Below are 23,793 nucleotides of genomic sequence, written 5' to 3'. Positions count from 1 at the left end.
TGAGGAAGTTATGGCCTATACCACCTTTTCGCAGGTAAAAAACGATCAGTTACAGGAGCCGATGTTCTTTGGTCAGCCGGTGAACGTAGCTCGTTATGACCAGCAAAAGTACCCGATTTTCGAGAAACTGATCGAAAAACAGCTCTCCTTCTTCTGGCGTCCGGAAGAAGTTGACGTGTCCCGCGACCGTATTGACTACAATGCGTTGCCGGATCATGAAAAGCATATTTTCATTAGTAACCTGAAATACCAAACGCTGTTGGACTCTATTCAGGGTCGCAGCCCGAACGTGGCGTTTCTGCCCTTGATCTCCATTCCTGAGCTGGAGACCTGGGTTGAAACCTGGTCTTTTTCCGAGACGATTCACTCACGTTCTTATACGCACATCATCCGTAATATCGTTAACGATCCGGCGGTTGTGTTTGATGATATTGTCACTAATGAAGAAATTCTGAAACGTGCGAAAGATATTTCCGCTTACTACGATGATCTGATTGAGATGACCAACAACTACCAGTTGTTTGGTGAAGGAACGCATCAGGTTGCGGGTAAAACCATTACTACCAGTCTGCGTGAACTAAAAAAGCAGTTGTATCTATGCCTGATGAGCGTTAACGCACTGGAAGCGATCCGCTTCTACGTCAGCTTTGCCTGTTCATTTGCTTTTGCCGAACGCGAACTGATGGAAGGTAACGCTAAAATCATCAAACTGATTGCCCGTGACGAAGCACTGCATCTGACAGGCACTCAGCACATGCTGAATCTGTTACGCTCTGGTCAGGATGACCCGGAAATGGCTGAAATTGCCAAAGAATGTGAACAACAGTGTTACGACCTGTTTGTTCAGGCGGCGGAGCAAGAAAAAGAGTGGGCGGATTACCTGTTCAAAGAAGGTTCTATGATCGGTTTGAATAGAGATATTCTGTGTCAGTATGTTGAATACATCACCAATATCCGTATGCAGGCTGTTGGGCTAAAACTGCCATTTGAAACACGTTCTAACCCAATTCCGTGGATTAACTCTTGGCTGGTGTCCGATAACGTTCAAGTCGCGCCACAGGAAGTTGAAGTCAGTTCCTATTTGGTTGGTCAGATTGATGCTGAGGTTAACCCAGAAGACCTAAGTGACTTTGAACTCTGATGACAAGCTATAAAATAACCCTGCATGGTATGCAGGGTTATCATATTCACAGCTCTCCTGAGCTACATAACAGTCTGCTGGAAGCGCTGGAACAAGGTAAAGTACAGGCTGAATACCAGTGCCGTGAAGGTTATTGCGGCTCCTGCCGTGTCAGATTGGTAAAAGGTAAAGTAGGCTATCGGCGTAAGCCACTGGCTTTTGTCAATGAAGGTGAAATTCTGCCCTGCTGCTGTCATCCACTCAGTGATATTGAGATTGAGCTTTAGTCATTAAAATTAGTCTTCATGGTGGGCAGATAATAATGATTATTTGCTCATTATTACACGCACCAAGAATGTAAACCCAAAGTAATAACAACTATGTTATTAGCCCTTCCAAGGGTTAATAACAGTAAGCCCGGCAGCTTCAAAGGGTGATGTGTCGCGGGTTGCAACAATCAGCCCATTCGCCGCTGCGATAGCCGCAATATACCCGTCAGCCTTCCCGATGGCTTTCCCCTCGCTCTTCGCTCGCGCCATGATCTCGGCATAAGCTTCCGAAGCGGCCGCATCGAACGGCAAGATGCGACCGGTAAACAAGGGAACAACACTCCGCTCCAGGTTTCTATGCAGGGTATCTTTGCGCTTACCATTGGGCAGCGCTGCAACCCCAAAGCGAAGCTCAGCCAAGCTGATCGCGGCCAAGTAAAGCGTCTCGACATTCTGTTCATCTATCCAAGCAACCACAGCGGAGTGACCACTGAGCCGCAGCGGCTCGGAAACCACGTTCGTATCTAGCAGTATCATTCAAAACTCATCGGCTCGGCAGGTGTCTTATCACGCTCAATCTCAAGATCGACACCCCCCGCCTCGCGGCCGATTTTTGCCAGCAAGGAACCCAGCTTGATACGCCCAGCAGGTTGTACGGCGTTTTCCAGAATAAACCGGATTTCGGCCTCAGCACTACGACCGTGTGTGGCTGCACGTACCCGCAAGGCGCGATGCACTTCGTCCGGTACATTTCTGACAGTAATGGATGGCATAAATTCATTTCCTCATTTAGCATGCATTGCAAGCAATATATATTATTGCAATCATGCCTGCAAGCATATGGGATAGAAAGAGAGTTAATTACATTCAATCAAAGTCCATTAACCATTAACAAAGAGTTGAAAAGAAATCAGCAAAAAAAAATATTATTCGAATAACAGAGAATTAAGCATTTTTCAAATTGCTACTTTGTTGGTTGCTTTCACTTGCCACCATGCCTGCAATTTGAAATCTAATTGGGAATAGATGTGAACCCACATGTCACTTTGGTATAATAGATTATAAGAAATACGATGAAGATTATATTAACTCACTTGATTCAGAAATAAGAAACATGTTACATTATCATATATTAGAGTAAAAAAAATGTGATAAACCAGATTTAAACTATAATCTTCATCAATATTTTATTAATAAAAAATTCGACATAAGCATATTGGGAAAATAAAAATGAAAAAAACAATAAAATGGGGAATTATTGGTTGTGGTGATGTTACTGAAGTAAAAAGCGGGCCCGCTTTTTATAAATTAGATAATTCTGAATTAGTTGCAGTAATGAGGCGCAATGCTAATTTAGCAGAAGATTTTGCTAAAAGACATCATGTTCCTAAATGGTATTCTGATGCAAACTCACTGATAAATGACAAAGACATTGATGCCGTATATATTGCAACCCCACCCTCTACACATAAAGAATATACTATTTTGGCCGCTAAAGCGGGTAAGGCGATATATGTAGAAAAACCTATGGCATTAACATTCGAAGAATGTAATGAAATGATAGCGACTTGTAAATCGCAAAATGTCCCATTATTTGTTGCTTATTACAGGAGAGCATTACCAAGATTTTTAAAAATCAAAGAATTAATTAAATCAGGCGCGATAGGAACACCCAGAATAGTAAACTGTATACTTTATAGAGAGATAGAACCCTGCTATCAGGACCCTCATCATTTACCTTGGGTTGTCAAACCAGAAATTTCCGGTGGTGGATTATTTGTTGATTTAGCATGTCATACTCTTGATATATTAGACTTTCTCTTGGGGAAAATTATTTCCGTTAAAGGACATGCAAATTCACAAGGAAATGCTTATCTGGCAGAAGATTGCGTATCAATATCATTTATGTTTGAAAATAATATTCAAGGTGTAGGTATATGGAATTTTGTATCGAATTCCAGACATGATAATGTTGAAATAATTGGCGATAAAGGAAAAATATATTTTTCCACCTTTGGGAACTCAGCCATTTCATATTATGACCAGAATAACAAATCACACCAATTTAATATTGACAATCCAAAACATATAGAAATGCCATTAATTAGCACGATAATTAATGAATTACAAGGCAAAGGCTTTTGCCCTTCAACGGGAGAATCAGGCTCACGAACCAGTTGGGTAATAGACCAAGTATTAAAAGATTATAGAATGAATAATTATTTATAAGGAATTTGTTTTTAAAAAACATATTGATTACCATTTCGAACAAGATATATGGGCACGATAAAGGTGATATTCAAGCTGGAATTGATAATGAATGACAAATAGATTCAGCGCCATCAAACTTGGGCTCTAAAGATGGAGATAAGGTAATGTTATTGCGTATAGCGTCACGCTGCTGTTGAGCTTGTTGCAACAGTGCTTTCTGTTGTTGAGTGATAATCTCTTGATCTGCGGGACTGATAAACTCTGAAGCATAAACCTCCCCTGAAATGGCTTATAACGATATCGGCATAGATTGTATCACTAGATTTAGAAACAGATACAACTCTTACATTAAATCCTTCTTTCTTCAAACCGGAGATGTTGCCATAAATCACCGCCTCTATTTTATCTTGATAAATCAACCTATAAATCGTCTCATGATGCAAAGATATCTTCACGGCTTTCTTAGCAAAATAACGACGAGCCAGTACTTTCAAGTAAGCCTGTTCGTCTGGGCTTCTTGATTTCTAATTCTCTGCTGATGGTCGACGGGCTTCGCTTAAGTGACTCAACAATCATATGATGAAAACTATGCTACCAGAACTTGACCATCAAGACGGTAGCTTATTAGTCGAATCCGCCGATAATTATTATTTTCAAATAGTAACATTATTAAAATAAGATTTATTTTTCCTATAGAAAAACAAACTCATTGCAAGCCCAATACAAATAGAAAGAACATGACCTGGCTTAGGGTAGTGAGTATAAATAAGATCTAAAGCTATTGCCGGCAGCATGGAAAAAACAACAGCAAACTTTAATATACTAGAGGTATGCTCTTTGACAAAAACCAACAGCAATGCAAAGGAAGATACACCCAAAACAGCTTGTGATGCTCCTGTACCAATATTCCAAGGGTAACTAACAAAGTTAGTGCTATAAAGAGTTCCCAAAGCACCAGAAGTAAACCATAAAACTAATAAAAATTTAGATCCAAGATGTTTTTCTAATAAAATTCCCAATATGAAAAATGATAGCACATTGTAGACCATATGCAGTTGTTTAACATGTATGAACTGAGAAACCAGAAGTCGCCAATACTCAAATTCATATAATCTATTTGGTGTTAACCCTCCATATTTCTCTAGATCTATAATACTTATTTTACCGATAAAGCTATCTGTTAATGAATATGAAACAAATGTGGAATAAACAATTGTGGAATAAACAATTGTCACACATACTATAAATACTGTTGTTATAGGAAATTTTTCAATTTGGAACATTCAATACTTCCTTCATAATCATTACATGACATCATAAATTATATCAGGTAAACCTTTCAGTGCAATATCTATGTCATTAATTTTACTTGATTCTACGCTACGCTTAAAGTTAGTTACAATCTCAGGATTATCCAACCATCTTTTTATTAAGCTAGATCCATTAGATTGATTTTAAAAACAAAAACCAAATTTTATTTTGTTTGTCAATTCCACTATCCATCTTTCCATTGGTAACCCAGAGAAATGTACTAGAACGGGTAAATTGAATCTAATTGATTCCAATGCTGTGTTTGGACCAAATTTGGAGTATAGAAATTATTCTGTTATTTGTTGAAGCCTCTAGTGCCAACTTTAGATAATCCTTATTAGTTTATGTATTATAAATGCATGCTCTATCTGCATACTTCCTATTTAAATCTATGCATTCATAATGCAATTTTTTATTCGAAACAATAGCCATGAATACTTTAGGTTTCGATAGATACTCTAAAGAAGTTTTTAATACATAAAAATAACCTTCTTCACATCCATTGCAGAGAATTAAAATAGAAGGAATGTCCTGCTGTTCGATTTGATAGTTTGAAACTGGCTTAAATAATGGAACAGTCTCTAGTCTATGAAATTTTTCAACCATATCAGAATTTGGGTAATAATTTGTAGTTCTAATCGTCAAATCACTATTAAAATGTTGATGTATTTTAATATCTAACAGGCCAGGATTAGTTATGAAGTTCACGATTTTAAAATCAGAATCGAATTTTTTTGAATGCATGGACTATTTGTGCAATAACACATTTTGTCGATATAATTAACGATGGAAAATCATTTTCAATGACGCTCGATAATGATTCATTTAATACCTGCTCATTATTGAAATTACTAATCCACGAATCAATATCATCTATCAACTCATCATATAGCTTCAATTTAATGTGAGGGTCATAGTAACTTGCAGCAATCTCTCATACACTGAACCTTAAGCATTAAGTCTCTCGAAATAACCCGAATAACTTGTTATTGAATAAAAATCACCATTAAATACACATCTGGCATTTTTCCATCGTTCAAAAATCTCACTCATTATTTCACCACTGTGATTTTGGCGGTAAGGCTAATTTATAACTATTTAAACCTTTTTGAGATAATTAGCGGACACATAACTATTATGTGTCCGCCTTAATTAACTCTATAAATCAAAACTCATAACTAATCAGTGAAAACAAACTATTGCTTTATCGTCAAACATAACTTCTACAACGCGAAAAAGCCAGTCGTAATGCCGCACCAACTTCCTCAGGAGAACTGTCCGCCGAAATGACGACATAATCAGATTCTACAATGCCTTTTCCTGTCCAAAGCTCAAGTTTTTCATGACCAGAAGGTTTAATAGTTATCACACCATCTAATAAACGAATATCACAACTGTTCATTTTCTTAAATAATTGGCGTTTTGAGCGATAACCATAAGTTTTGATTAATCGATCAGTCCATTCTTTATATTGTTCGCGACATTTTTCAGGATCAAAAAAATCACCTACATCCTCCAAAGGAATTAGCCTACTCTTGGATAATGCATCAAGAACCGCCATACCTAATTGCTCATCATTTGTATCTGGGGGCAATAAATAGTGGCCTCCCTGTAGATCAATACTGAGCATCCGATAACCAGAAAAAGTTTCAATGAGGTAAAAATCTCTATTAAATACACATCTAGCATTTAACCCTTGTTTAAAATCTGCACTCATTATTTCACCACTGTAATTTTGACGTTAATGTTCTTTTCTGTACCATAAGTAATGGCCCGATTAATCTGCTCCCATTGCTCAGGCGTCGTAATCTTTGGTACAGCAATACGCACTTCACGTTGTAATATCTCATCAGCACTAACAACACGGTTTCCTTTCGACTCTTTAGTGAAATTAGCCACATCATCGATATTCTTTTTCATCGAAGTATAGAGTTGCTTCGGATCTTTAACCCTTGCAGCAGTACGTGTATCCAATGTCTTAACACTGGTAGCTAATCCCGTTTCTAGATCATAAAAATCAAATGTCTTGAAATTCTCTGGCAACCGAGTACCTTTTGGCATCTGCGTAGCAACAAAGTCCTCAAAAGGATACCCCTGTTTATAATTAACCCGAATTCTGGATAAGAAGTTGACGAGAAGCCTGTTCCAGGCGCAATGTTTTGGTGCTCGCCTAAACAGCTCCGGGGAGGAACAGGCTATGAACAACTTAGTTGAAATCTTCTGTGATGTCGATGATTTTTGCCGTTTTTTCATCCCTCAATGGGTGCAATTTTGTCTTGATAATGGCTCCCGTCTGCGTCGCAGACAAGGTCATATGTCTCCCAGTGAAATCATGACCATTCTGATCCTCTTCCACCTGTCGCATTACCGTAATTTTAAGCATTTTTATCTGGATCATATTTGGAAATATCATCATCACGATTTTCCAACCTGACTGAGTTATACCCGTTTTATCAGTGTCGCACCTTCCGTTCTGGTTCCACTGAGCAGTTATCTCACTCAATTAAAAGGTGACCCTACGGGGATTGCTTTTATTGATTTCACCAATTTAGTAGCTTCCAAACTACTTATTTTACGCGTACCATCAAGATTAAAATACCCGGTATCCTCACTGCTTTTAAAACTTAAATCAGCATTTTTACTAATAGCGGTAATATTTTTACCCTTTAATTCCCCTTGTACAGAATTAATATCATTTGTAGCTGTCATAGATAAATCACCACCAGCTAAAATCGAGCCATATTTAATATCAATTCCGTCACCCGCAAGAATATTTATCCCATCAACAGATTTAATATTATTATCTGTGACATTTATCTTTTTTGAGTTCAACAGTATATTTCTTGCTACTAATGCATCAGGTCGTTGAACCCCAGAGATTTCTGAAATTCCCTTGGCATTAGAGACAGATGGAGTGTTAATATCAATATTATCTCTAAAATCAGCAACTAAATCCCCACCAGCTGAAATAGTAGCTAAATAATATTTTTTATTTTCCCATTCATTGGCCGATCCTGTCTTTTTAAATTCAATATCATTCTCCATATACATAGGAAACTCATCTATCAAATGTTCCAATCCGATAATTAAATCCCTACTACTCTCAGTATCACTCAATGGATTGAAATCAGTTGAGAATTTAGTAAAATAATTTATCACCCCTAAGTTTTTAGTGATATTTTGAAGAATAAGGCCCGTAAGAAAAACATTTTTTAATGCTTGTATTGAGCTTGCTTCATTTAATATTTTATTTGAATTGACATACATATTACCACCGGAAAAAATGACAGCTTCTGATGTCGATTTACTTAAAATCAACTCTTTTCTACCGGTATTTATCCAATTATTTTTATTAAAATCGACAGTGCCAAACCATTTCTTAACTTCAGTGTTCTCTAATACTGGTTTAAATCCATTTAAATGGTCACGAAATAGCAGTTCAAAACCCAAATATTCAATCTTATCCGAATCTGGGTTTTGTATTTTCCACCCAGTAACAAATTCACTACGAACATTATTTAGTTCATTAGTCCTAACAACCAAATCCCCTTTCACGGTCTTTATCGTCGCAGATTTATTCTCAATCAGTATACTCTTATTCCCCTGAGCATCTTTCTGTAACCACATATTATTATTGGCTTGCAGAAGTGCTTTATCTCCAGTATTTCGTAAAGTATCACCCAATATCCGCATATCCCGACCCGCAGTTACATTCCCTTTATTATCCAGTTTAGTACTTGCCAGGGTAATATCCCGTTCTGCCTGTACCTTGATATTAGGGGCAATATGCGTTTCTCTGGCACTGAGATTAAAATCCGTCTTAGCTTTGGCATTTCCCAGTTCGATTTTGCCATTAACGTTTAAAGTAATATCACGCTGGTCGCTGGTTAAATCTTTCAAATTAACCCCAACGCCATCTTCAGTAGCAACCAAGCGAATTTTATTGACATACATGCCACCTAATGCCTTGGTATCAACGGCTAATTGAGATTTAGCCGCCTGAGTAGCAATATTGACAACCGGCACATTGCCCTGATTTTGTACCTGTGTACGGTTATTGTCAGGCGTGATCCCAGCCGCTATAGCGGGATGCAGGGGGTATGTCGCAGTCAGATAAATTAAAAGATAACAAGCGCCCCTTGCCATAGGGTTGTTACATCTATCCATCATTCTATCCTTTTTTCTTAATTTAAATACAAGGTTATTGGTATAACTCCCTGTATTGCATTGCTAAAAAATCAATGATGCAGACCAGTAAATCACCCAGTTATCTGGTTTCAGATGATCAGGGTGAGTCAATGGTGTTCCTAAAGTCATAGTCTGATTAAACCTGCGATTGGTCAGTGAGACGCCAAGCGCAGTGCCGGTGACATTACCGCCATCAATTTGTCCGGTTTTTTCTGTAACCAGCCGGTATCCAATGCACCGGTTAAAGCGAGCTCCCCCAACACAGGAAGTTCTGCAACCCGCCAATTCAATTCATTACGCCAATATCCGCCGCGATTGCCGGTAAGATATTGCTCCTTAAATCCCCGGACGGAATATTGTCCTCCCAGTTGAGAGGCGTTCGCTGGCGTAAAGGTTGTTCGGTGTGGTCTGGCCGTACATGGATGAGAGGTAATAGATGGAATCTGTGACCGAGATAAAATAGCCGGCACTTAGACTAAATTTGCGAAATTGACTCCGTGGCATATCGGGGAAATGTGGGTCATCTGTTGTGGCACCTAACACGGATAAACCACGACTCAATGCAGGATTGAAAGTGATATAGCCACCCGCCAGTACTGAACTGTAATTAACGCCAAAGTTGATAACACTTAATGTCGGGCTGCTAATGGATAATTTCTTTCCCGCCATCACGTTGGTCGTCTGACGGCGCGTCATTCCTGCATTCAGTGCCAGTTTCTGCTTACCATCACGATATAACGTCCGATTTACCACCAGCCGATGAGTTTGGCTGTCACTTTCATAACGATAGATTTGTGAGCCGATCGAAATGATTTGAAAAGAATCATTCCACGCATATTGATAACAGAACAGATACCACCAACCCTCTTAGACAAACAAATATTCTTTCCATTGATAAATTTTATTTCATAATAAGTGAATTGTTAAAAGAATTAATAATGCTTATCTTACCCGCCAAATCAGATAGTAATAATGAGCATAACCTTTAAATGTGATCAATAACCTGATTAATTGACAATTAATAAAATTAGTAACTATTTATATTTACTCAAATACATAATTCAGTCTAATGCAAAAATATATAATGTAATTATTTATTTACATTTTGTGTAACCGTTATTTGACAGAAATAAATTGATCCTTTAGCCTCCCTTTCTATAACTATTTCAATCAGTTCAGAAGCAGAGGAAAGCGTGAAGAATCGCACTATTGGCAGTATTTTTATCGTCGCCGGGACGACAATTGGTGCAGGGATGCTGGCTATGCCACTGGCTGCGGCCGGTGTTGGTTTTGGAACAACCTTCGTGATGTTAGTCGCTCTTTGGGTTTTGATGAGCTATACCGCTTTATTGCTGGTGGAAGTTTATCAGTACAGCCCAGCAGATACTGGCTTAGGAACCGTGGCAAAACGCTATCTGGGACGTGGTGGTCAATGGCTTACCGGTTTCAGTATGCTATTTCTGATGTATGCCCTGACCACCGCTTATATCAGCGGTGCCGGTGAATTGCTTGCAGGCAGCCTGTCTTCATGGCTGGATAGACCCATTCCAGTCTCATTTGGGATACTGATTTTCACCGTTGTCGCGGGTTGTGTTGTCACTATCGGTACTCAATCTGTCGATATGATTAACCGCCTGCTGTTTACTGCAAAAATCATCTTCCTGGTGATTATGTTGGCAGTCATGATGCCTCATATCAAAAACACTAACTTGCTTTCCATGCCCCTGGAGCAAGGTCTGGTATTATCAGCCATTCCCGTAGTATTCACCTCTTTTGGCTTTCACGGCAGTGTGCCAAGCATCGTGAGTTATATGGGCGGCGATACCCGCAAGTTACGCAAAATATTTGTTATCGGCAGTGCAATCCCTCTGACTGCCTATATTCTGTGGCAATTAGCAACACTGGGAGCGATTTCTTCCCATACTTTTGTCGGTATTCTGGCAGAACAGGCGGGGTTGAATGGGCTGTTACAGGCAGTGAGAGACGTCGTTGCCACTCCTCGTGTAGAGCTTGCTGTCCGTCTGTTTGCTGACCTGGCACTGGCAACCTCATTTCTTGGTGTCTCTTTAGGTCTATTTGATTACATGGCAGATCTGTTCAAACGCCGTAACAATGCGACAGGCCGCCTGCAAACAGGGGTGATTACTTTTGTTCCACCCTTGCTTTGCGCGTTATACTATCCAAACTTTGTTATGGCTCTGACTTTCGCCGCAGTAGCACTGTCTATTCTTGCTCTGCTGCTGCCTTCGATGTTGGCATGGCGCAGCCGACAAATTGAACAAACAGCTTATCGGGTAATAGGCGGAAAACCCGCGTTGGTAATGGTATTTCTTTGTGGAATCGCAGTTATTGCTATCCAGATTGGTATTGTCAGCGGATTGCTGCCAGAAGTGGGTTAATCCTAGGTTGAAATTGTCCGCATCAGAAATGATGCGGACTAAGCCCATAAAAACCGTTTAGAAATTCAAACCGGCACCAACATAAAATCCATCAGCCAGTTTGTTATCCCTGTGCCCCTCTTTTCCTCTCATATTCATCACTCGATAACCCGCATCCACTGTCAGCGGTTTAAATACGGTAAAACGCAAACCACCCGTCGCTTCGGTATAAGAATCCATGCCAGAAGTTAAACTGGATGGTGCACCGTAAACTTCACTGTACAGAGATAAAGATGGCATAACCGCCCAACTCAAACCCACACCGCCTGCCAATGCCTCACCATTTTTCCCATCCTCAGGTGACAAATAAAGAACCTTACCGCCAATGCTAGCGGTCAATGGGCCGACGGGCAGACTAAAGGCCGTTCCCAAACTGCCCAGTTGCCCATTATGATCACTACGTGCCCAGTTACCGTTAAAAGATAATCCAGCACTGTTATCACCAATTGCCGCTGAAGTATTGGTGAAATGGCGACCAGCCTGAACATTCACCGAAATCGCATTTGCTGTCCCGGCAATGAATATTAAACTGGTTGCTACTGCGGCAAGATAAGTCTTCATATATTTCCTCTTTATTTACTTAATGTTAAGCATATTACTTAAATACAATTAAACCTGTAGACAACAAAAGGAAATGAATCATCTATACTTACTAAATATGTGTGAATTTTTCATTTCATTTACTTAATAATTAACTATATAAATAATTTTATATTAAATAGTAAAGGAAAAAACAATAAATAACTTATAGAAAAAACACAACATTTAAATTTTAACATTTGACCAGAACTGTTTTTTTTAATCAGCGATTACGCTGTTTTTTTTCATGTAAAACAGGAGAAGTGTGATGAAAAAGAGAGGACTGACAACGAATGCCGGGGCCCCGGTCGTTGACAATAATAATGTCATAACCGCAGGCCAACGTGGTCCTATGTTGTTACAAGATGTTTGGTTCTTAGAAAAACTTGCCCATTTTGACCGTGAAGTTATTCCAGAGCGTCGTATGCACGCCAAAGGCTCTGGAGCTTATGGGACCTTTGTCGTTACTCACGATATCACTAAGTACACCAGCGCTAAGATTTTCTCTGAAATAGGCAAAAAAACAGAAATGTTTGCCCGTTTCTCAACCGTCGCCGGTGAGCGCGGAGCAGCAGATGCGGAACGTGATATTCGTGGTTTTGCGCTTAAGTTCTATACCGAAGAAGGTAACTGGGATTTAGTCGGTAACAATACCCCGGTATTCTATCTTCGTGACCCCCTGAAATTCCCGGATCTTAACCATGTTGTTAAACGTGATCCGCATACCAATTTGCGTAATCCCGCCTATAAATGGGATTTCTTCTCTCATCAACCTGAATCACTGCATCAATTAACCATTGATTTCAGTGACCGTGGTATACCCAGATCTTTCCGCCATATGCACGGTTTTGGTAGCCATGCATTCAGCTTTATCAACTCAGATAATGAACGTTTCTGGGTGAAATTCCATTTCCGTTGCCAGCAGGGCATTAGAAATCTGTTGGATGACGAAGTGGAAGCGCTGGTCGGTAAAGATCGCGAAAGTTCTCAGCGTGACTTGTTTACCGCAATTAAGCAAGGAGATTATCCACGCTGGAAATTAAAAGTTCAGATTATGCCAGAGAACGAAGCTTCTCAGACGCCGTACAATCCGTTTGATTTGACAAAAGTATGGCCTCATGGCGATTACCCAATGATTGATGTCGGTTATTTCGAGCTGACCCGTAACCCTGAGAACTACTTCTCAGAAGTTGAACAGGCCGCTTTCAACCCTGCTAATGTTGTGCCAGGTATCAGTTTCTCCCCTGATAAGATGTTACAGGGCCGCCTGTTCTCCTATGGTGATGCTCAACGTTATCGTCTTGGTGTTAACCACCATCAAATTCCGGTTAATACACCTCGTTGTCCGTTCCATAATTACCACCGTGATGGTGCAATGCGCGTGGATGGTAACAGCGGAAACACGGTGACTTATGAACCAAACAGTGCAGGATTGTTCCAGGAACAACCTGAATTCAAACAACCATCATTGTCTTTAGAAGGAGATGCCGATAACTGGAACCATCGTCAAGATGAAGATTATTTCAGTCAGCCCTGCGCACTGTATAACTTAATCAGTAGTAAAGAGCATCAGCGTATGTTTGACCGTATCGCCAGTGAACTGTCACAAGCACATGAAGAGACTCAACGCCGTCAGGTTGAGCTATTTAGAAAAGTTCACCCAGAATATGGTGCTGGTGTCGAAAAAGCACTGCAAAAATTAAAGACTGATTGCTAACAACACCGTATCATTAATTATCTCTGCCCATGACTCCATTAGTGATAATGGGCAGTACGAAAGCAAATCAAAATAGCTCAAGAGCAACCGGGTAAATCCAATACCCATTTTTTGATCTGCTGACGGGATATTTTAATACCGTCATTTTTAAACTGCTGAGGTAAAAGATAGTAAGCTGCCGGACGTTGAAAAGCGGCCAGTTTATCAACCAACCATTCAGGTAATAAATCAATAATTTCAGGAGAGTTACTATCAATGACAACGACAGGGCGATAACCAAATTCAGGATCGGGCACCGGAACAGCAAAACTCTGTTCTACCTGCGGATAGGTGTTAATCATTCGTTCAATCTCTTCCGGTTGAATGCCTTCTCCACCGCTGAAAAACTGATTATCCATCCGGCCAAGTATACGTAATTCACTCTGTTGTATTACTCCCCGATCACGGGTATGAAACCAGCCATCACGATCAACCAATGGTTGTAATTTTCCATCCAGCCAATATCCACAGGCCAGGCTGTCAGAACGAATTTGAATCTCCTCCTTGATCAAACGAACTTCCTTGCCCGGTAATGGATTTCCCACGCCAGGAAACTCATCTGCCCGTTTAACGCATACCGTTGAAGCCAGTTCGGTTAAACCATAACTACACCAACAACGAATACCTTGCTGCTCTGCCCTTTGCGTCAATTCAACGGGGATCATTGCCCCACCCAACAGCACCTCTTTCAAATTCGGCGGCTGATTTTGTGACTGCTCCAGTAACCGCCAGAGCTGAGTCGGAACCAATGAAGCGTGAGTACAATCGGCTAAAGCATGCTCCAGTGGATTGATATTTCTCAATACCAAAGAAGCCCCTCTCATTAACCAACGCCAGATAATCCCCTGACCAGATACATGAAACAACGGCAATGAAAGCAACCAGCTATCTTGCTGCTGAAAATTCATCACAGAAAGAACATCCCGCGCACTGGAAAGATGTGCATGAATTGAGTGAACGGCAGCTTTCGGTAACCCGGAAGAGCCGGAAGTCAAAATCATACTGGCGGGACGCATTGCATCCCATGCTACTGAATTATCATCAGAATTCAGTGGCTCACTTTGCCAATCAAGGGATCTGGCCTCTATAGCGGGCAAGTCGCCACTATAGAAATCAGCAACAAAATCAATATTCAAATGTGGCAGTAATTCAGATAGAAGCACTTCAGGCAATTGAGGATTCAGCGGCAACACCCGCGCACCACACTGTAATGCAGCGAGATAACTCAGTAACATCTGTTCGCTATTTTTCCCCCGCAGCATGACGCCACTGCCCTCAACTACCCCTTGTTGGCGGAAATTTGCCGCTATCGCATCCAAAGTAGCAACCAACTGATGCCAGTTTAAAACGCGATCACACAACCTAATGGCAATATTTTCGGGGCTAAAAGATGCCCAGTAGCGCCACGGCCACTGGGTAAATGGATTTAACTGCACCATGCGATTTCCAATTCATCCAATCCTGTCACTGGCATCGTGCTATCCGGCCAGCAGCGCACTAACTGAGACTGAACAAGTTCCAGCGTATCCAACCCTGGAATGGAAGCAGGCGTCAGCCAATGAGCAATGCGGGCAAGCTGAGTCAGACCAAAACTGGTTTCAATACTGGAACTGATCACCGTTTCCAACCCGGCACTACGCGCTGTTGAAATCAACTGACGACAACGGACAAGGCTTCCTGTCAAAGTAGGTTTGATCACAATAGCCGCAACACCTTCCTGAGCCTCCACATTAAAACCTTCATCACGGAGACTTTCATCCCAGGCAATGGCGATCCCAGTATCACGGGCAAAAGCGAGAGAGTCTGCCGGGGTTTGGCAAGGCTCTTCCAAAAAGGCAATCCGGTGGCGGTAATCAGGATCGATATATTTAGCGAAACCATTCGCTTTAGCACGACTCCAACTACGGTTAGCATCCAGTCGCAAAGATAAATCGGGTACAGCTTCCAGCAGAACATTAACCACCATACCGTCACGCACCGCTTCGTACAGCCCGACTTTCACTTTGGCAACTTTTTGCCCACTCATTTCACCAAGACGAACAATCAGCTCATCAGGATCACCGTTACACAGTGGCGCTTTCCGGTAATCAGCTGCTTCCGGCAATTCACCCTGTAATTCAGCTAAGGCGCAGCTAATCCCAAATGCGACAGAAGGCAATTCACTTTCGCCCGGTTCAGCACCAAGGCACCACTGTTTAAGCCATTCCACCGTTGCTTCCCGCGCCAGCTCAACAGTTTCTTTGCTAAATTCCGGCAGGGGTGAAATCTCACCCCATCCCTGGTGATCATTTTCCTGCAAGTGCACCAGAAAGCCATCGCGGGTTTTAAGCCGCTGATATCGCAGGATAACGCCGGCCTCCATCGGCAGTCTGAACCGGTATAAAGTCGCAATACGCATTATGGGTTACGTTTAAACTTGCTGAAATCAGGTTGGCGTTTCTCATTAAAGGCGTTACGCCCTTCCTGACCTTCTTCTGTCATGTAGAAAAGCATTGTGGCGTTACCGGCCAGCTCCTGCAATCCAGCCTGGCCGTCACAGTCAGCATTCAACGCCGCTTTCAGGCAACGCAGGGCTATTGGGCTATTTTCCAGTATTTCACGGCACCAGCGGACCGTCTCTTTTTCCAGATCTGCATAAGGTACAACCGTGTTAACCAACCCCATATCCAGTGCTTGTTTTGCATCATATTGACGGCACAGAAACCAGATTTCGCGGGCTTTTTTCTGACCGACAACCCGTGCCATATAAGATGCTCCCCAACCGCCGTCAAAAGAACCGACTTTAGGCCCAGTCTGACCAAAAATAGCGTTATCAGCAGCAATAGTCAGATCACACACCAAGTGCAATACATGACCGCCCCCAATCGCATATCCGGACACCATAGCAACGACGGGTTTTGGACAGGTGCGGATCTGGCGCTGGAAATCCAACACATTCAGGTGATGGGTGCCTCTGGCATCTTGATAACCGCCGTAGTCACCCCGGACTTTTTGATCGCCACCGGCGCAAAAGGCCTTTTCACCCATACCGGACAGGATAATCACACCGATAGTGTCATCATAACGAGCATCATCCAGCGCTTGCATCATCTCTTGAACAGTCAATGGGCGGAACGCATTACGTACTTGCGGGCGATTGATGGTGATTTTAGCAATGCCATCGGTGGATTTGTGATAAAGAATATCTTCAAATTTTTCAGAGCAGTCCAGCCACTCAATCGGGGCATATAGCTCTTCTTCGCTCGGGTAAATCATATTCGTATTCCTTCAACCAAAGAGTGATAAAAAATGGTTTACTGCCGCAGCAAACGCCGCCGCGTTCGATCGGTGAGCATTATGCCCAACATGCGCAATGGTTTGCAGTGGTAAAGCGCAGTACTTTGCTACTTGCTGAAATTTTTCGTCTTTTTCGCCACACAGATAAGCAAAAGGCAACGCCAGTTGTTGCAGTTCAGGCACCAACCAAGGCTGATAACCAAGCGAGGTATTTTCCAGCATATCAGCCACACCACCGCCATAATTATGGCGGCGCATCTTAATCAGTTGTCGGCGCTGCTCAGGTAATAGATCAGAAAAAACCGCCTGCTGATACCAATCGGACAAAACCTGTTCAATCGGCTGAAAACGAAAACGTCTGGCCCAGCGTCTATCATGCTCAAGACGGGCATTTCTTTCCTGTTGGGAGAACAAACCAGGGTTTCCTCCTTCAACCAACAACCCACACAATCCCTGAATATCACCATAACAGACATGATGCATGGCGATACGGCCCCCTAAGGAGTAGCCAATCAGCCAGCATTTATCAATTTGCTGTTCTGTTAATGTTTCAGACAGAAGACGACTCATATCGGTGAAATCTTTTACCTGAATACCCCTGGAATCACCATGACCAGGTAGATCGATGACCAATGAGGGATACTGAGCGCACAGATTCACTAATGGCAACCATTCATCACCATTACCCAATAATCCATGCAACCACACCAGCCAGGGACGGCCATTATGGCTATTAAACTTGCGACAAGCCAGACTCACAACATGGCCACCTGTTTTAAAAGCTGTTGCAAACACTCAGCCCCTTCTCTATCCAGCACTTTCAGTTCAATCAGCGTGGTTTCATTTTGCTGCCATGCCTGCTCAGTACATTGTCGCAATTCAATCCAGCTTTGTGGACTGGCATAATTCAAACCAAACATCGCCGCCGCATGATCAAAATTAACGTGCTGAGGCATACAGTAAAAACGCTGCCTCTCTTCTTCCGGTGTAGGCAGTAAAGAGAAAATTTGTCCGCCATTATTATTTACCACGATTAATACGATTGGCGCGGAAGGATGACGCAACAATGCCAAGCCATTCAGATCATAAAGTGTAGATAAATCACCGATAATCGCCAAGGTTGGCTTTGCCATTGCCCGCTGCACGCCTGCTGCAGTGGAAATCAATCCATCAATACCGCTTGCCCCCCGGTTACTGTAGACCGGATACCCTGCCGGTAATTGTCCAAGTGCATCGATCAAACGCACAATCAGGCTGTTACCCACAAATAATTGTCCACATTCAGGCAGTAATTCATGTAATTGATAAGCTACGGCGGCTTCACTGAACTTCCCTGTTAATTCTGTTCTGACGCAGTTAACCGCTTTCTCTGACCAGATTATGAGCTCTTCTGCCCACGATGTACGCGATTGTGCCGGATGAGCCAGTAACCAGTCAGCAATATTACAGGTTAACTTTCTGCCACAATGATTGGCGGGATCAAGCCGGCCTGGGATTGGATCAATAATCCAAAACTCCTCCGGCTGGCATTTAGCCTGCCACTGTAACAGATGTTTTCCTATCAGACAGGAACCAAACTGGACCACTAGTTGCGCTTGCGCCAAAATTGCCTGTGCGTGAGGATTATCCAACCATAAATCGGCACAAGGCAATGGTTGCCCGGTCTGTGAAAGCGCATTGCCAATCAGCGGCCAGCCCAATGTTTTCGCCCATTCAGCAACATAAATTCCCTCTTCAGCACTCATTCGTCCAGCCAATACAACCCCTTGTTGCTGTTGCCAATAGCTCCAATCCGGCACTTCTGCCACAGCACAGGTCGCCGGTTGACTCAACCAAGGCCGGTTGTTTTTCCACCAGCTGCCCAACTGTTGCTGCCACTCATAATAAGCAGGCTCTTCATTACCATATAAAGGCTCAGCGAATGGACAATTAATATGCAAAGCACCATGTTGCAAGTTCGCCATACCATTATCTATGACAGAAACCAGCCAGCTTGCAGCGATATCGTCTGTTGGTCTTGGCAAAGAAATTGTCTGGGATGGATGAGAAGCAAAAATACCCTGCTGATGAATAGCTTGATTCGCCCCACAATCCATTAACTCCGGTGGCCGATCGGCAGTCAGGAAAACCACGCGTTCACCCGTTAAGCCGGCTTCGATTAATGAAGGATAAAGGTTCGCCACCGCCGTCCCGGAAGTGACGATAACGGCGACAGGCTCTTTACTTGCTTTGGATAATCCCAACGCCAGATAGCCCAATCCGCGTTCATCAAAATGGGTATGACAAATCAGTTTGTTATTCTCCGCTGCGGCCATTGTTAAAGGTGTGGAACGTGAACCTGGCGCAATGCAAACATGATGTAATCCGTGGCGGGTAAGTGCTTCCAATAAAAGTTCCGCCCAGCGGCGGTTAAATGCGCTGTTTGACATATTTTACTCAACAAAACATTGTAAAAGCCCGCTGTCAGCCTAACGACACAGACAATTTTTTCTTTATCCTAGTTCAATGAATTGCCATTTAATCGAAGACTTATCCCATCAAATCACATTCTCGATCATATGCAGGCGCATACTTTTCCTGTATCAGCGACCACCTTGGCAGTTTGATTTACAACCTTGTCCCAAAAGACATGATAAAAAGTAAGATTATACGGAGCATTAATAATAATTAAAGCCCTGATTATTTGTGTAGTTATGCTTATTTAATTCCATTAGCAGCGAAGGCTCTCTCTCCAACGTTGAAACCGGATAAATCAGAAATTTTTCCCTTCCGACAACGAATATTAAGTTCATTAATATGATCAATTTGCACTATGTAATTGGCAAAAGGCGAACTCTTTCAGTTACTGCTAAAAACTTACTAAATAAAGACCGTTATTATAAGCCAGGAAATAAAATAAGCCTTTATTCTCCGAAGAAAATCCCTTCTCCCAAAAACATATCTTATTTAAACAATAGTAAAATAGAATTATAGGAACACCCCCCTTATTCGTTAGCTCAGGTCATTATACGAACAATTAAGACTTTAGTTAAAATATGGCTTTGAAAATAACAACCATCTTTATTCCATGACATAAGAAAAATAAGGTACGAGCTTATCTATTTTTTAAACACGCCATAAATGGTAAATCAAGAAACAACATGAAAATGCATGGCTAGCAAACAAGAAAACCAAAGTGTTTTTTTGCATAAAAATATTGAAAAAATAAAACATAACATTATTTAACTATAAAAATTTAATAAAAAACTTTATTTAATATTGATATAAACACAGATTATTATTTAGGAAAAATTATGAATCAAGCGTTTTTTTCAACAAACAATCACGCTACTCAATGTATTTTTAATTAAGATTATTCAATAAAAAATACAACGTTAATTCAACAACATGAGTATTATGACATCCGGTTGTACCTTGATGTATTTAATAATTCTTTCAATGAAGCAATAACCACTAATGGAGAAATATATGTTATTAGCTCAACTTCCAGCGGAAAAAACACTAAATGAAACAGATATTCCCTCGGCTACCTTGCAATTACTGACAGGTAAACAAGCAGGGGTTGCCCGCCCCGGTGGAATATTTACCAAAGAAGACCTTATTAATATCAAACTATATGTTAAGAAGGGTCTTTCACTACCTTTTAATCTGGAGGAAGTAAAAAACTATCTAGGTTACCAAAAGGTCGATATTCCTGGACTGGAACCAGAAGATATTCATATTTTGTTTGAAGAAATCCGCACTCACTCACTTAGCTGGAGCGGAGTAGAAAACGATATTATGCAACAGAGTATGGATCTGGAGATTGTCGGTCAACAAATTACCGAAACCGGAGGGAATATCATCAGCATCATTAATGAGATGCCAATTATTGAACGCATAAAGAAGAAACTGGGAGAGTTATCGGATAGACAATTAGCCAGTATCACCTACACCAATGAAGATAAAGAGGTGTCACATGCGCTGGAAGAAATCCTGGATAACATGAAGAGCGATATTCAAAAACAGCAGCAGAAAACCGAAAAGGTCAAAACCGAAGTATCTGATTTCAAACTAAAGCTGATCGGCGGCAGACTCTCAAACGGCAGCATTGCATTTGGTTTACAGCCACAGGTAGAAAATAAGAAAAAGTTGATGAAAGACAACAAGATGTCAGTTGGCATCAAAGATCTGGATGAAAAAATTATCGAGAAAAAAGCAGAAATCACTCAACTTAAAAAAGACTACGACAAATTCGTGGGTTTGGCTTTCTCCGGCATCGCAGGGGGACTTATCGGCCTCGCGATTACAGGGGGCATCTTTGGTGCTAAGGCAGAAGAAGCACGCAAACGGAAAAACACATTGATCGAGGAAGTACGTGGCCTGGAAGAAAGCATCAAAGGGAAACGCACACTGCAAGAATCCATGACTAATTTGTCTCTTGATTTTAGCGACATTGATACCCGTTTGCTGGACGCAGAAGTCGCACTGAACCACCTGGATTACATGTGGCAATCCATGCTAACTCAGATCAATGCTTCCAGAGATAAATTCGCCGAAATTAACGATGCACTGAAACTGACCTCTTTTATCACTAAATTCCAGCAAGTGATAAGCCCTTGGAAAGAAGTAGAAGGTTCCGCTAAACAATTGGTCAAAGTTTTCGATGAAGCGTTGAAAGAGTACAAACAGCGCTATAACTAATCACATTCCCCCTGTATTACATAGGAAATAGAAAAAAGGAGCATATTAAAATGACTGAAATCATCACTTTTCCACAAAACTCTGCTACTTATCCAGAAATCAACATAAAAGTCTTGAACCAAGCGGTGAAAAACATCTGGCGTCTGGTGCAACAACAAACTTCAGGCATTGAAATAATCCAGGAAAAAACGCTACGGGTCGGCGTATACAGCCGTGATCTTGACGAAACGGTACGTATCTCTGTGCCTCACCTGCAAACTGCCCTGCGGCAGCTCCCTCCTCAAGAATACTTCCAGACCATCCTCGAAATTGATGCAGCTCTGGAAAATTCTGAGTTGGACGATGAAACCCGGGAGGCGCTGTTAGAAGCACGTTTAGAGCAGGTCCGCAACCTGAATAAAGATGTCAAAAACGTTATTCTCAGCCTACATAATGAAGCTAACCAACTGGCCGGCAAAATTGCCGATGTACGTAACGTTGTGATTTCAGAACGCCTGGGAGGCATCCTGGAAGAAGAGCAAGCACGAAAAGTAGAACTGCAAGCCAATATTACCCAGAAAGAGCAGAAAAAAACCAAACTAACCGAAGACCGCGACAAAATCATCGAAAGCCAGGATGTCATTCGCCAATACAATCTGGCCGACATGTTCAAGGACTACATTCCCAATGCCAGCGAAGTGGACAAACTGGACATAAGCAACCCTAAAAAAGAGGCTATCAAACAGGCACTTAAGCAGGGAATTGAAATTGCCAAAAAGACTCTCGACAATATTTCTAAGGGACTGAAATATATAGAATTAGCCAATGCCAGATCCAAACTGGATGAACAAATCACTCAGTTGAATAAGGTGTCCGATAACCTGAAAACTCAGCTGAAAGAGACAGAAAAACGGATTACCGGTATAGGCGCTGCACAGCAAATCGAGACAGAGCGCACCACACTACTGAGCCAGGCAACAACACTGGAACAAGTATGGAGTATATTTGCCAATCAATTACAGGAGACAATAGACAGTAAAACCGGCCAGCAAGATCTGACCAAACTCATACATAATCAGCTGGAATTTCTTAATAATCTGGAGTCGCAGTACAGAGCGCTTCTGTTGAGCTAAACACAACTGCCCCCGGGCTTTCACCAGGCAATACAAAGCATAAGCATAATAAGTCAATGAAACTTGTGTGAAATGCAGTTCAGGGGAAAAAAGCGTTATCAACAACTCATAATAACCCGGTAAGGGCAACCTTACCGGGTCAGGTTATTGACCAACCCATTTAAAAACATCCCCAAAGACATAAGTAGGGCCGCACGTCTGCCAGATTAAGGACGTAATACCATTACGCGGAAACTGAAAGATTTTCACAAATCTACCCTTCTAAAATATATCTATTACCCCCTTTGGTTTTAAGCCTAAAAATCAAATACAAGAAAAAAGAAAAAAGAAAAAAGAAAAACGAGAAAATCAGAATATCGATTTAATGAAAATGGGTAAATTTAAATTACAGGCTCAAAATAGCTCAATAAAAACCATTCATTAAATGAATTTTTAATTAAAAATAAGAAAACTCTCGGAATGAGAATCGCTTTACTCGACATCACCTTTTTAACCATATTCATTTTATCTTTTTACCTACATTTCCCTTAAAAGACGGATTTAACTATAAGTACAGATTTTTAAAAAGATGTTAATCAAATTTAATCGAATCCTATTAACCATTAACAGAAAATTGAAAAGAAATCAGCGAAAAAAGAATATTATCCGAAAAAACATAAATGGGCATCTTTATACCACCAAGCTATTTACTGGTTGATTTATAAAGATAAAAGATAAGAAGGTAACTTATGAAAACTGTTCAAAATTGCCATTAAAACAGCATCAACAAAGATAAAAATCAAGTATGATTAACGTTGATTAAACGTAAAACACAATATACCATGATGATTAAACTTAATAGAAATCAGGT

The 23,793-nt window shown here is 41.3% G+C and carries 19 protein-coding genes and 3 pseudogenes; 8 read left to right on the top strand and 14 right to left on the bottom strand.

The annotated features are described in order from the left end of the window. The first annotated feature begins 10 nt into the window (after nt 1-10). Together nrdB and yfaE are read left to right on the top strand one after the other, a co-directional pair. Nucleotides 11-1,141 (top strand): class Ia ribonucleoside-diphosphate reductase subunit beta, encoded by a 1,131-nt coding sequence (nrdB, locus tag C5470_RS12830; protein ID WP_036848200.1) that lies wholly within the window; start codon nt 11-13, stop codon nt 1,139-1,141. Further along, complete coding sequence (gene yfaE / locus C5470_RS12825) at nt 1,141-1,407, top strand: class I ribonucleotide reductase maintenance protein YfaE (RefSeq protein ID WP_036848202.1); 267 nt, start codon at nt 1,141-1,143, stop codon at nt 1,405-1,407. Before nrdB ends, yfaE begins: the two co-directional genes overlap by 1 nt. A gap of 99 nt (nt 1,408-1,506) precedes the next feature. Here the strand turns inward: yfaE and C5470_RS12820 are convergent, their stop codons facing one another. Next, nucleotides 1,507-1,926, bottom strand: coding sequence for a type II toxin-antitoxin system VapC family toxin (locus tag C5470_RS12820; protein WP_166289620.1), 420 nt, complete (start codon nt 1,924-1,926; stop codon nt 1,507-1,509). After that, entirely contained in the window at nt 1,923-2,162 is a 240-nt protein-coding gene (locus tag C5470_RS12815; protein ID WP_036848206.1) for a FitA-like ribbon-helix-helix domain-containing protein, read from the bottom strand. Before C5470_RS12815 ends, C5470_RS12820 begins: the two co-directional genes overlap by 4 nt. 457 nt (nt 2,163-2,619) lie before the next feature. Here C5470_RS12815 and C5470_RS12810 point away from each other — a divergent pair, with 457 nt between their 5' ends. Further along, entirely contained in the window at nt 2,620-3,618 is a 999-nt protein-coding gene (locus C5470_RS12810; RefSeq protein WP_166289617.1) for a Gfo/Idh/MocA family protein, read from the top strand. 339 nt (nt 3,619-3,957) lie between these two features. On the opposite strand, the pseudogene C5470_RS12805 reads toward C5470_RS12810, so the two are convergent. The 4 genes and pseudogenes from C5470_RS12805 to C5470_RS23405 form a co-directional block, all read right to left on the bottom strand. Next, nucleotides 3,958-4,173, bottom strand: a pseudogene (locus C5470_RS12805) (IS30 family transposase); the annotation flags it as partial. A gap of 80 nt (nt 4,174-4,253) precedes the next feature. Continuing rightward, nucleotides 4,254-4,883 carry a rhomboid family intramembrane serine protease gene (locus C5470_RS12800; RefSeq protein WP_166289614.1) on the bottom strand — a complete coding sequence of 210 codons (630 nt, stop codon included), beginning with the start codon at nt 4,881-4,883 and terminating at the stop codon, nt 4,254-4,256. A gap of 1,238 nt (nt 4,884-6,121) precedes the next feature. Next, entirely contained in the window at nt 6,122-6,628 is a 507-nt protein-coding gene (locus tag C5470_RS12795) for a contact-dependent growth inhibition system immunity protein (RefSeq protein WP_166289611.1), read from the bottom strand. Beyond that, a complete protein-coding gene (locus C5470_RS23405; RefSeq protein WP_339916576.1) occupies nt 6,628-7,164 on the bottom strand; it encodes an endonuclease toxin domain-containing protein in 537 nt (178 codons plus the stop codon). The genes C5470_RS12795 and C5470_RS23405 overlap by 1 nt, the downstream gene beginning before the upstream one ends. Between C5470_RS23405 and C5470_RS12785 the strand changes: the two are divergent. Then, nucleotides 7,109-7,462: pseudogene (locus tag C5470_RS12785) on the top strand (IS982 family transposase); the annotation flags it as partial. The gene C5470_RS23405 and the pseudogene C5470_RS12785 overlap by 56 nt on opposite strands. Here C5470_RS12785 and C5470_RS12780 read toward each other — a convergent pair. Next, entirely contained in the window at nt 7,411-9,081 is a 1,671-nt protein-coding gene (locus C5470_RS12780) for a hypothetical protein (RefSeq protein ID WP_166289605.1), read from the bottom strand. The pseudogene C5470_RS12785 and the gene C5470_RS12780 sit on opposite strands and share 52 nt — an antisense overlap. A 60-nt stretch (nt 9,082-9,141) precedes the next feature. Continuing rightward, nucleotides 9,142-9,963 (bottom strand): annotated as a pseudogene (locus C5470_RS12775) (ShlB/FhaC/HecB family hemolysin secretion/activation protein); the annotation flags it as partial. A 329-nt stretch (nt 9,964-10,292) separates the two neighbouring features. Here C5470_RS12775 and tyrP point away from each other — a divergent pair. Continuing rightward, nucleotides 10,293-11,498: a tyrosine transporter TyrP gene (tyrP, locus tag C5470_RS12770; RefSeq protein WP_166289602.1), complete on the top strand. Its 1,206-nt coding sequence runs from the start codon at nt 10,293-10,295 to the stop codon at nt 11,496-11,498. A 57-nt stretch (nt 11,499-11,555) separates the two neighbouring features. Here the strand turns inward: tyrP and C5470_RS12765 are convergent, their stop codons facing one another. Continuing rightward, nucleotides 11,556-12,098 (bottom strand): YfaZ family outer membrane protein, encoded by a 543-nt coding sequence (locus C5470_RS12765; RefSeq protein WP_166289599.1) that lies wholly within the window; start codon nt 12,096-12,098, stop codon nt 11,556-11,558. Nucleotides 12,099-12,384: 286 nt separating this feature from the next. Between C5470_RS12765 and C5470_RS12760 the strand changes: the two genes are divergently transcribed. After that, nucleotides 12,385-13,833 carry a catalase gene (locus C5470_RS12760; RefSeq protein WP_166289596.1) on the top strand — a complete coding sequence of 483 codons (1,449 nt, stop codon included), beginning with the start codon at nt 12,385-12,387 and terminating at the stop codon, nt 13,831-13,833. Between the two features lie 77 nt (nt 13,834-13,910). Here the strand turns inward: C5470_RS12760 and menE are convergent, their stop codons facing one another. The 5 genes from menE to menD are packed head-to-tail and all read right to left on the bottom strand — an operon-like array spanning nt 13,911 to nt 19,577. Further along, a complete protein-coding gene (gene menE / locus C5470_RS12755; RefSeq protein WP_166289593.1) occupies nt 13,911-15,311 on the bottom strand; it encodes an o-succinylbenzoate--CoA ligase in 1,401 nt (466 codons plus the stop codon). Continuing rightward, a complete protein-coding gene (menC, locus tag C5470_RS12750) occupies nt 15,299-16,270 on the bottom strand; it encodes an o-succinylbenzoate synthase (RefSeq protein ID WP_166289590.1) in 972 nt (323 codons plus the stop codon). Before menC ends, menE begins: the two co-directional genes overlap by 13 nt. Beyond that, nucleotides 16,270-17,127, bottom strand: a complete 858-nt coding sequence (menB, locus tag C5470_RS12745) for a 1,4-dihydroxy-2-naphthoyl-CoA synthase (protein ID WP_166289587.1) — start codon at nt 17,125-17,127, stop codon at nt 16,270-16,272. Before menB ends, menC begins: the two co-directional genes overlap by 1 nt. Nucleotides 17,128-17,139: 12 nt before the next feature. Continuing rightward, a complete protein-coding gene (menH, locus tag C5470_RS12740) occupies nt 17,140-17,907 on the bottom strand; it encodes a 2-succinyl-6-hydroxy-2,4-cyclohexadiene-1-carboxylate synthase (protein ID WP_166289584.1) in 768 nt (255 codons plus the stop codon). After that, nucleotides 17,904-19,577, bottom strand: a complete 1,674-nt coding sequence (gene menD, locus C5470_RS12735) for a 2-succinyl-5-enolpyruvyl-6-hydroxy-3-cyclohexene-1-carboxylic-acid synthase (RefSeq protein ID WP_166289581.1) — start codon at nt 19,575-19,577, stop codon at nt 17,904-17,906. The genes menH and menD overlap by 4 nt, the downstream gene beginning before the upstream one ends. A gap of 1,027 nt (nt 19,578-20,604) precedes the next feature. On the opposite strand from menD, the gene C5470_RS12730 reads away from it, so the two are divergent. Together C5470_RS12730 and C5470_RS12725 are read left to right on the top strand one after the other, a co-directional pair. Beyond that, on the top strand, nt 20,605-21,831 hold the full coding sequence (locus tag C5470_RS12730) for an alpha-xenorhabdolysin family binary toxin subunit A (RefSeq protein WP_166289578.1): 1,227 nt from the start codon (nt 20,605-20,607) through the stop codon (nt 21,829-21,831). Nucleotides 21,832-21,881: 50 nt separating this feature from the next. After that, nucleotides 21,882-22,943 (top strand): alpha-xenorhabdolysin family binary toxin subunit B, encoded by a 1,062-nt coding sequence (locus tag C5470_RS12725; RefSeq protein ID WP_166289574.1) that lies wholly within the window; start codon nt 21,882-21,884, stop codon nt 22,941-22,943. Nucleotides 22,944-23,793: the final 850 nt, after the last annotated feature.

It is taken from the genome of Photorhabdus stackebrandtii (assembly GCF_011189495.1).
In the GTDB taxonomy this organism is placed as follows: Bacteria; Pseudomonadota; Gammaproteobacteria; order Enterobacterales; family Enterobacteriaceae; genus Photorhabdus; species Photorhabdus khanii.
This window is presented reverse-complemented; position numbering and strand designations above follow the sequence as displayed.

Excerpts from the sequence above, each read along its gene's own strand:
- nrdB (WP_036848200.1), top strand. The coding sequence starts at position 11 with ATGGCCTATACCACCTTTTCGCAGGTAAAAAACGATCAGTTACAGGAG.
- yfaE (WP_036848202.1), top strand. The coding sequence starts at position 1,141 with ATGACAAGCTATAAAATAACCCTGCATGGTATGCAGGGTTATCATATT.
- C5470_RS12820 (WP_166289620.1), bottom strand. The coding sequence starts at position 1,926 with ATGATACTGCTAGATACGAACGTGGTTTCCGAGCCGCTGCGGCTCAGT.
- C5470_RS12815 (WP_036848206.1), bottom strand. The coding sequence starts at position 2,162 with ATGCCATCCATTACTGTCAGAAATGTACCGGACGAAGTGCATCGCGCC.
- C5470_RS12810 (WP_166289617.1), top strand. The coding sequence starts at position 2,620 with ATGAAAAAAACAATAAAATGGGGAATTATTGGTTGTGGTGATGTTACT.
- C5470_RS12800 (WP_166289614.1), bottom strand. The coding sequence starts at position 4,883 with ATGTTCCAAATTGAAAAATTTCCTATAACAACAGTATTTATAGTATGT.
- C5470_RS12795 (WP_166289611.1), bottom strand. The coding sequence starts at position 6,628 with ATGAGTGCAGATTTTAAACAAGGGTTAAATGCTAGATGTGTATTTAAT.
- C5470_RS23405 (WP_339916576.1), bottom strand. The coding sequence starts at position 7,164 with ATGAAAAAACGGCAAAAATCATCGACATCACAGAAGATTTCAACTAAG.
- C5470_RS12780 (WP_166289605.1), bottom strand. The coding sequence starts at position 9,081 with ATGATGGATAGATGTAACAACCCTATGGCAAGGGGCGCTTGTTATCTT.
- C5470_RS12765 (WP_166289599.1), bottom strand. The coding sequence starts at position 12,098 with ATGAAGACTTATCTTGCCGCAGTAGCAACCAGTTTAATATTCATTGCC.
- C5470_RS12760 (WP_166289596.1), top strand. The coding sequence starts at position 12,385 with ATGAAAAAGAGAGGACTGACAACGAATGCCGGGGCCCCGGTCGTTGAC.
- menE (WP_166289593.1), bottom strand. The coding sequence starts at position 15,311 with ATGGTGCAGTTAAATCCATTTACCCAGTGGCCGTGGCGCTACTGGGCA.
- menC (WP_166289590.1), bottom strand. The coding sequence starts at position 16,270 with ATGCGTATTGCGACTTTATACCGGTTCAGACTGCCGATGGAGGCCGGC.
- menB (WP_166289587.1), bottom strand. The coding sequence starts at position 17,127 with ATGATTTACCCGAGCGAAGAAGAGCTATATGCCCCGATTGAGTGGCTG.
- menD (WP_166289581.1), bottom strand. The coding sequence starts at position 19,577 with ATGTCAAACAGCGCATTTAACCGCCGCTGGGCGGAACTTTTATTGGAA.
- C5470_RS12730 (WP_166289578.1), top strand. The coding sequence starts at position 20,605 with ATGGAGAAATATATGTTATTAGCTCAACTTCCAGCGGAAAAAACACTA.
- C5470_RS12725 (WP_166289574.1), top strand. The coding sequence starts at position 21,882 with ATGACTGAAATCATCACTTTTCCACAAAACTCTGCTACTTATCCAGAA.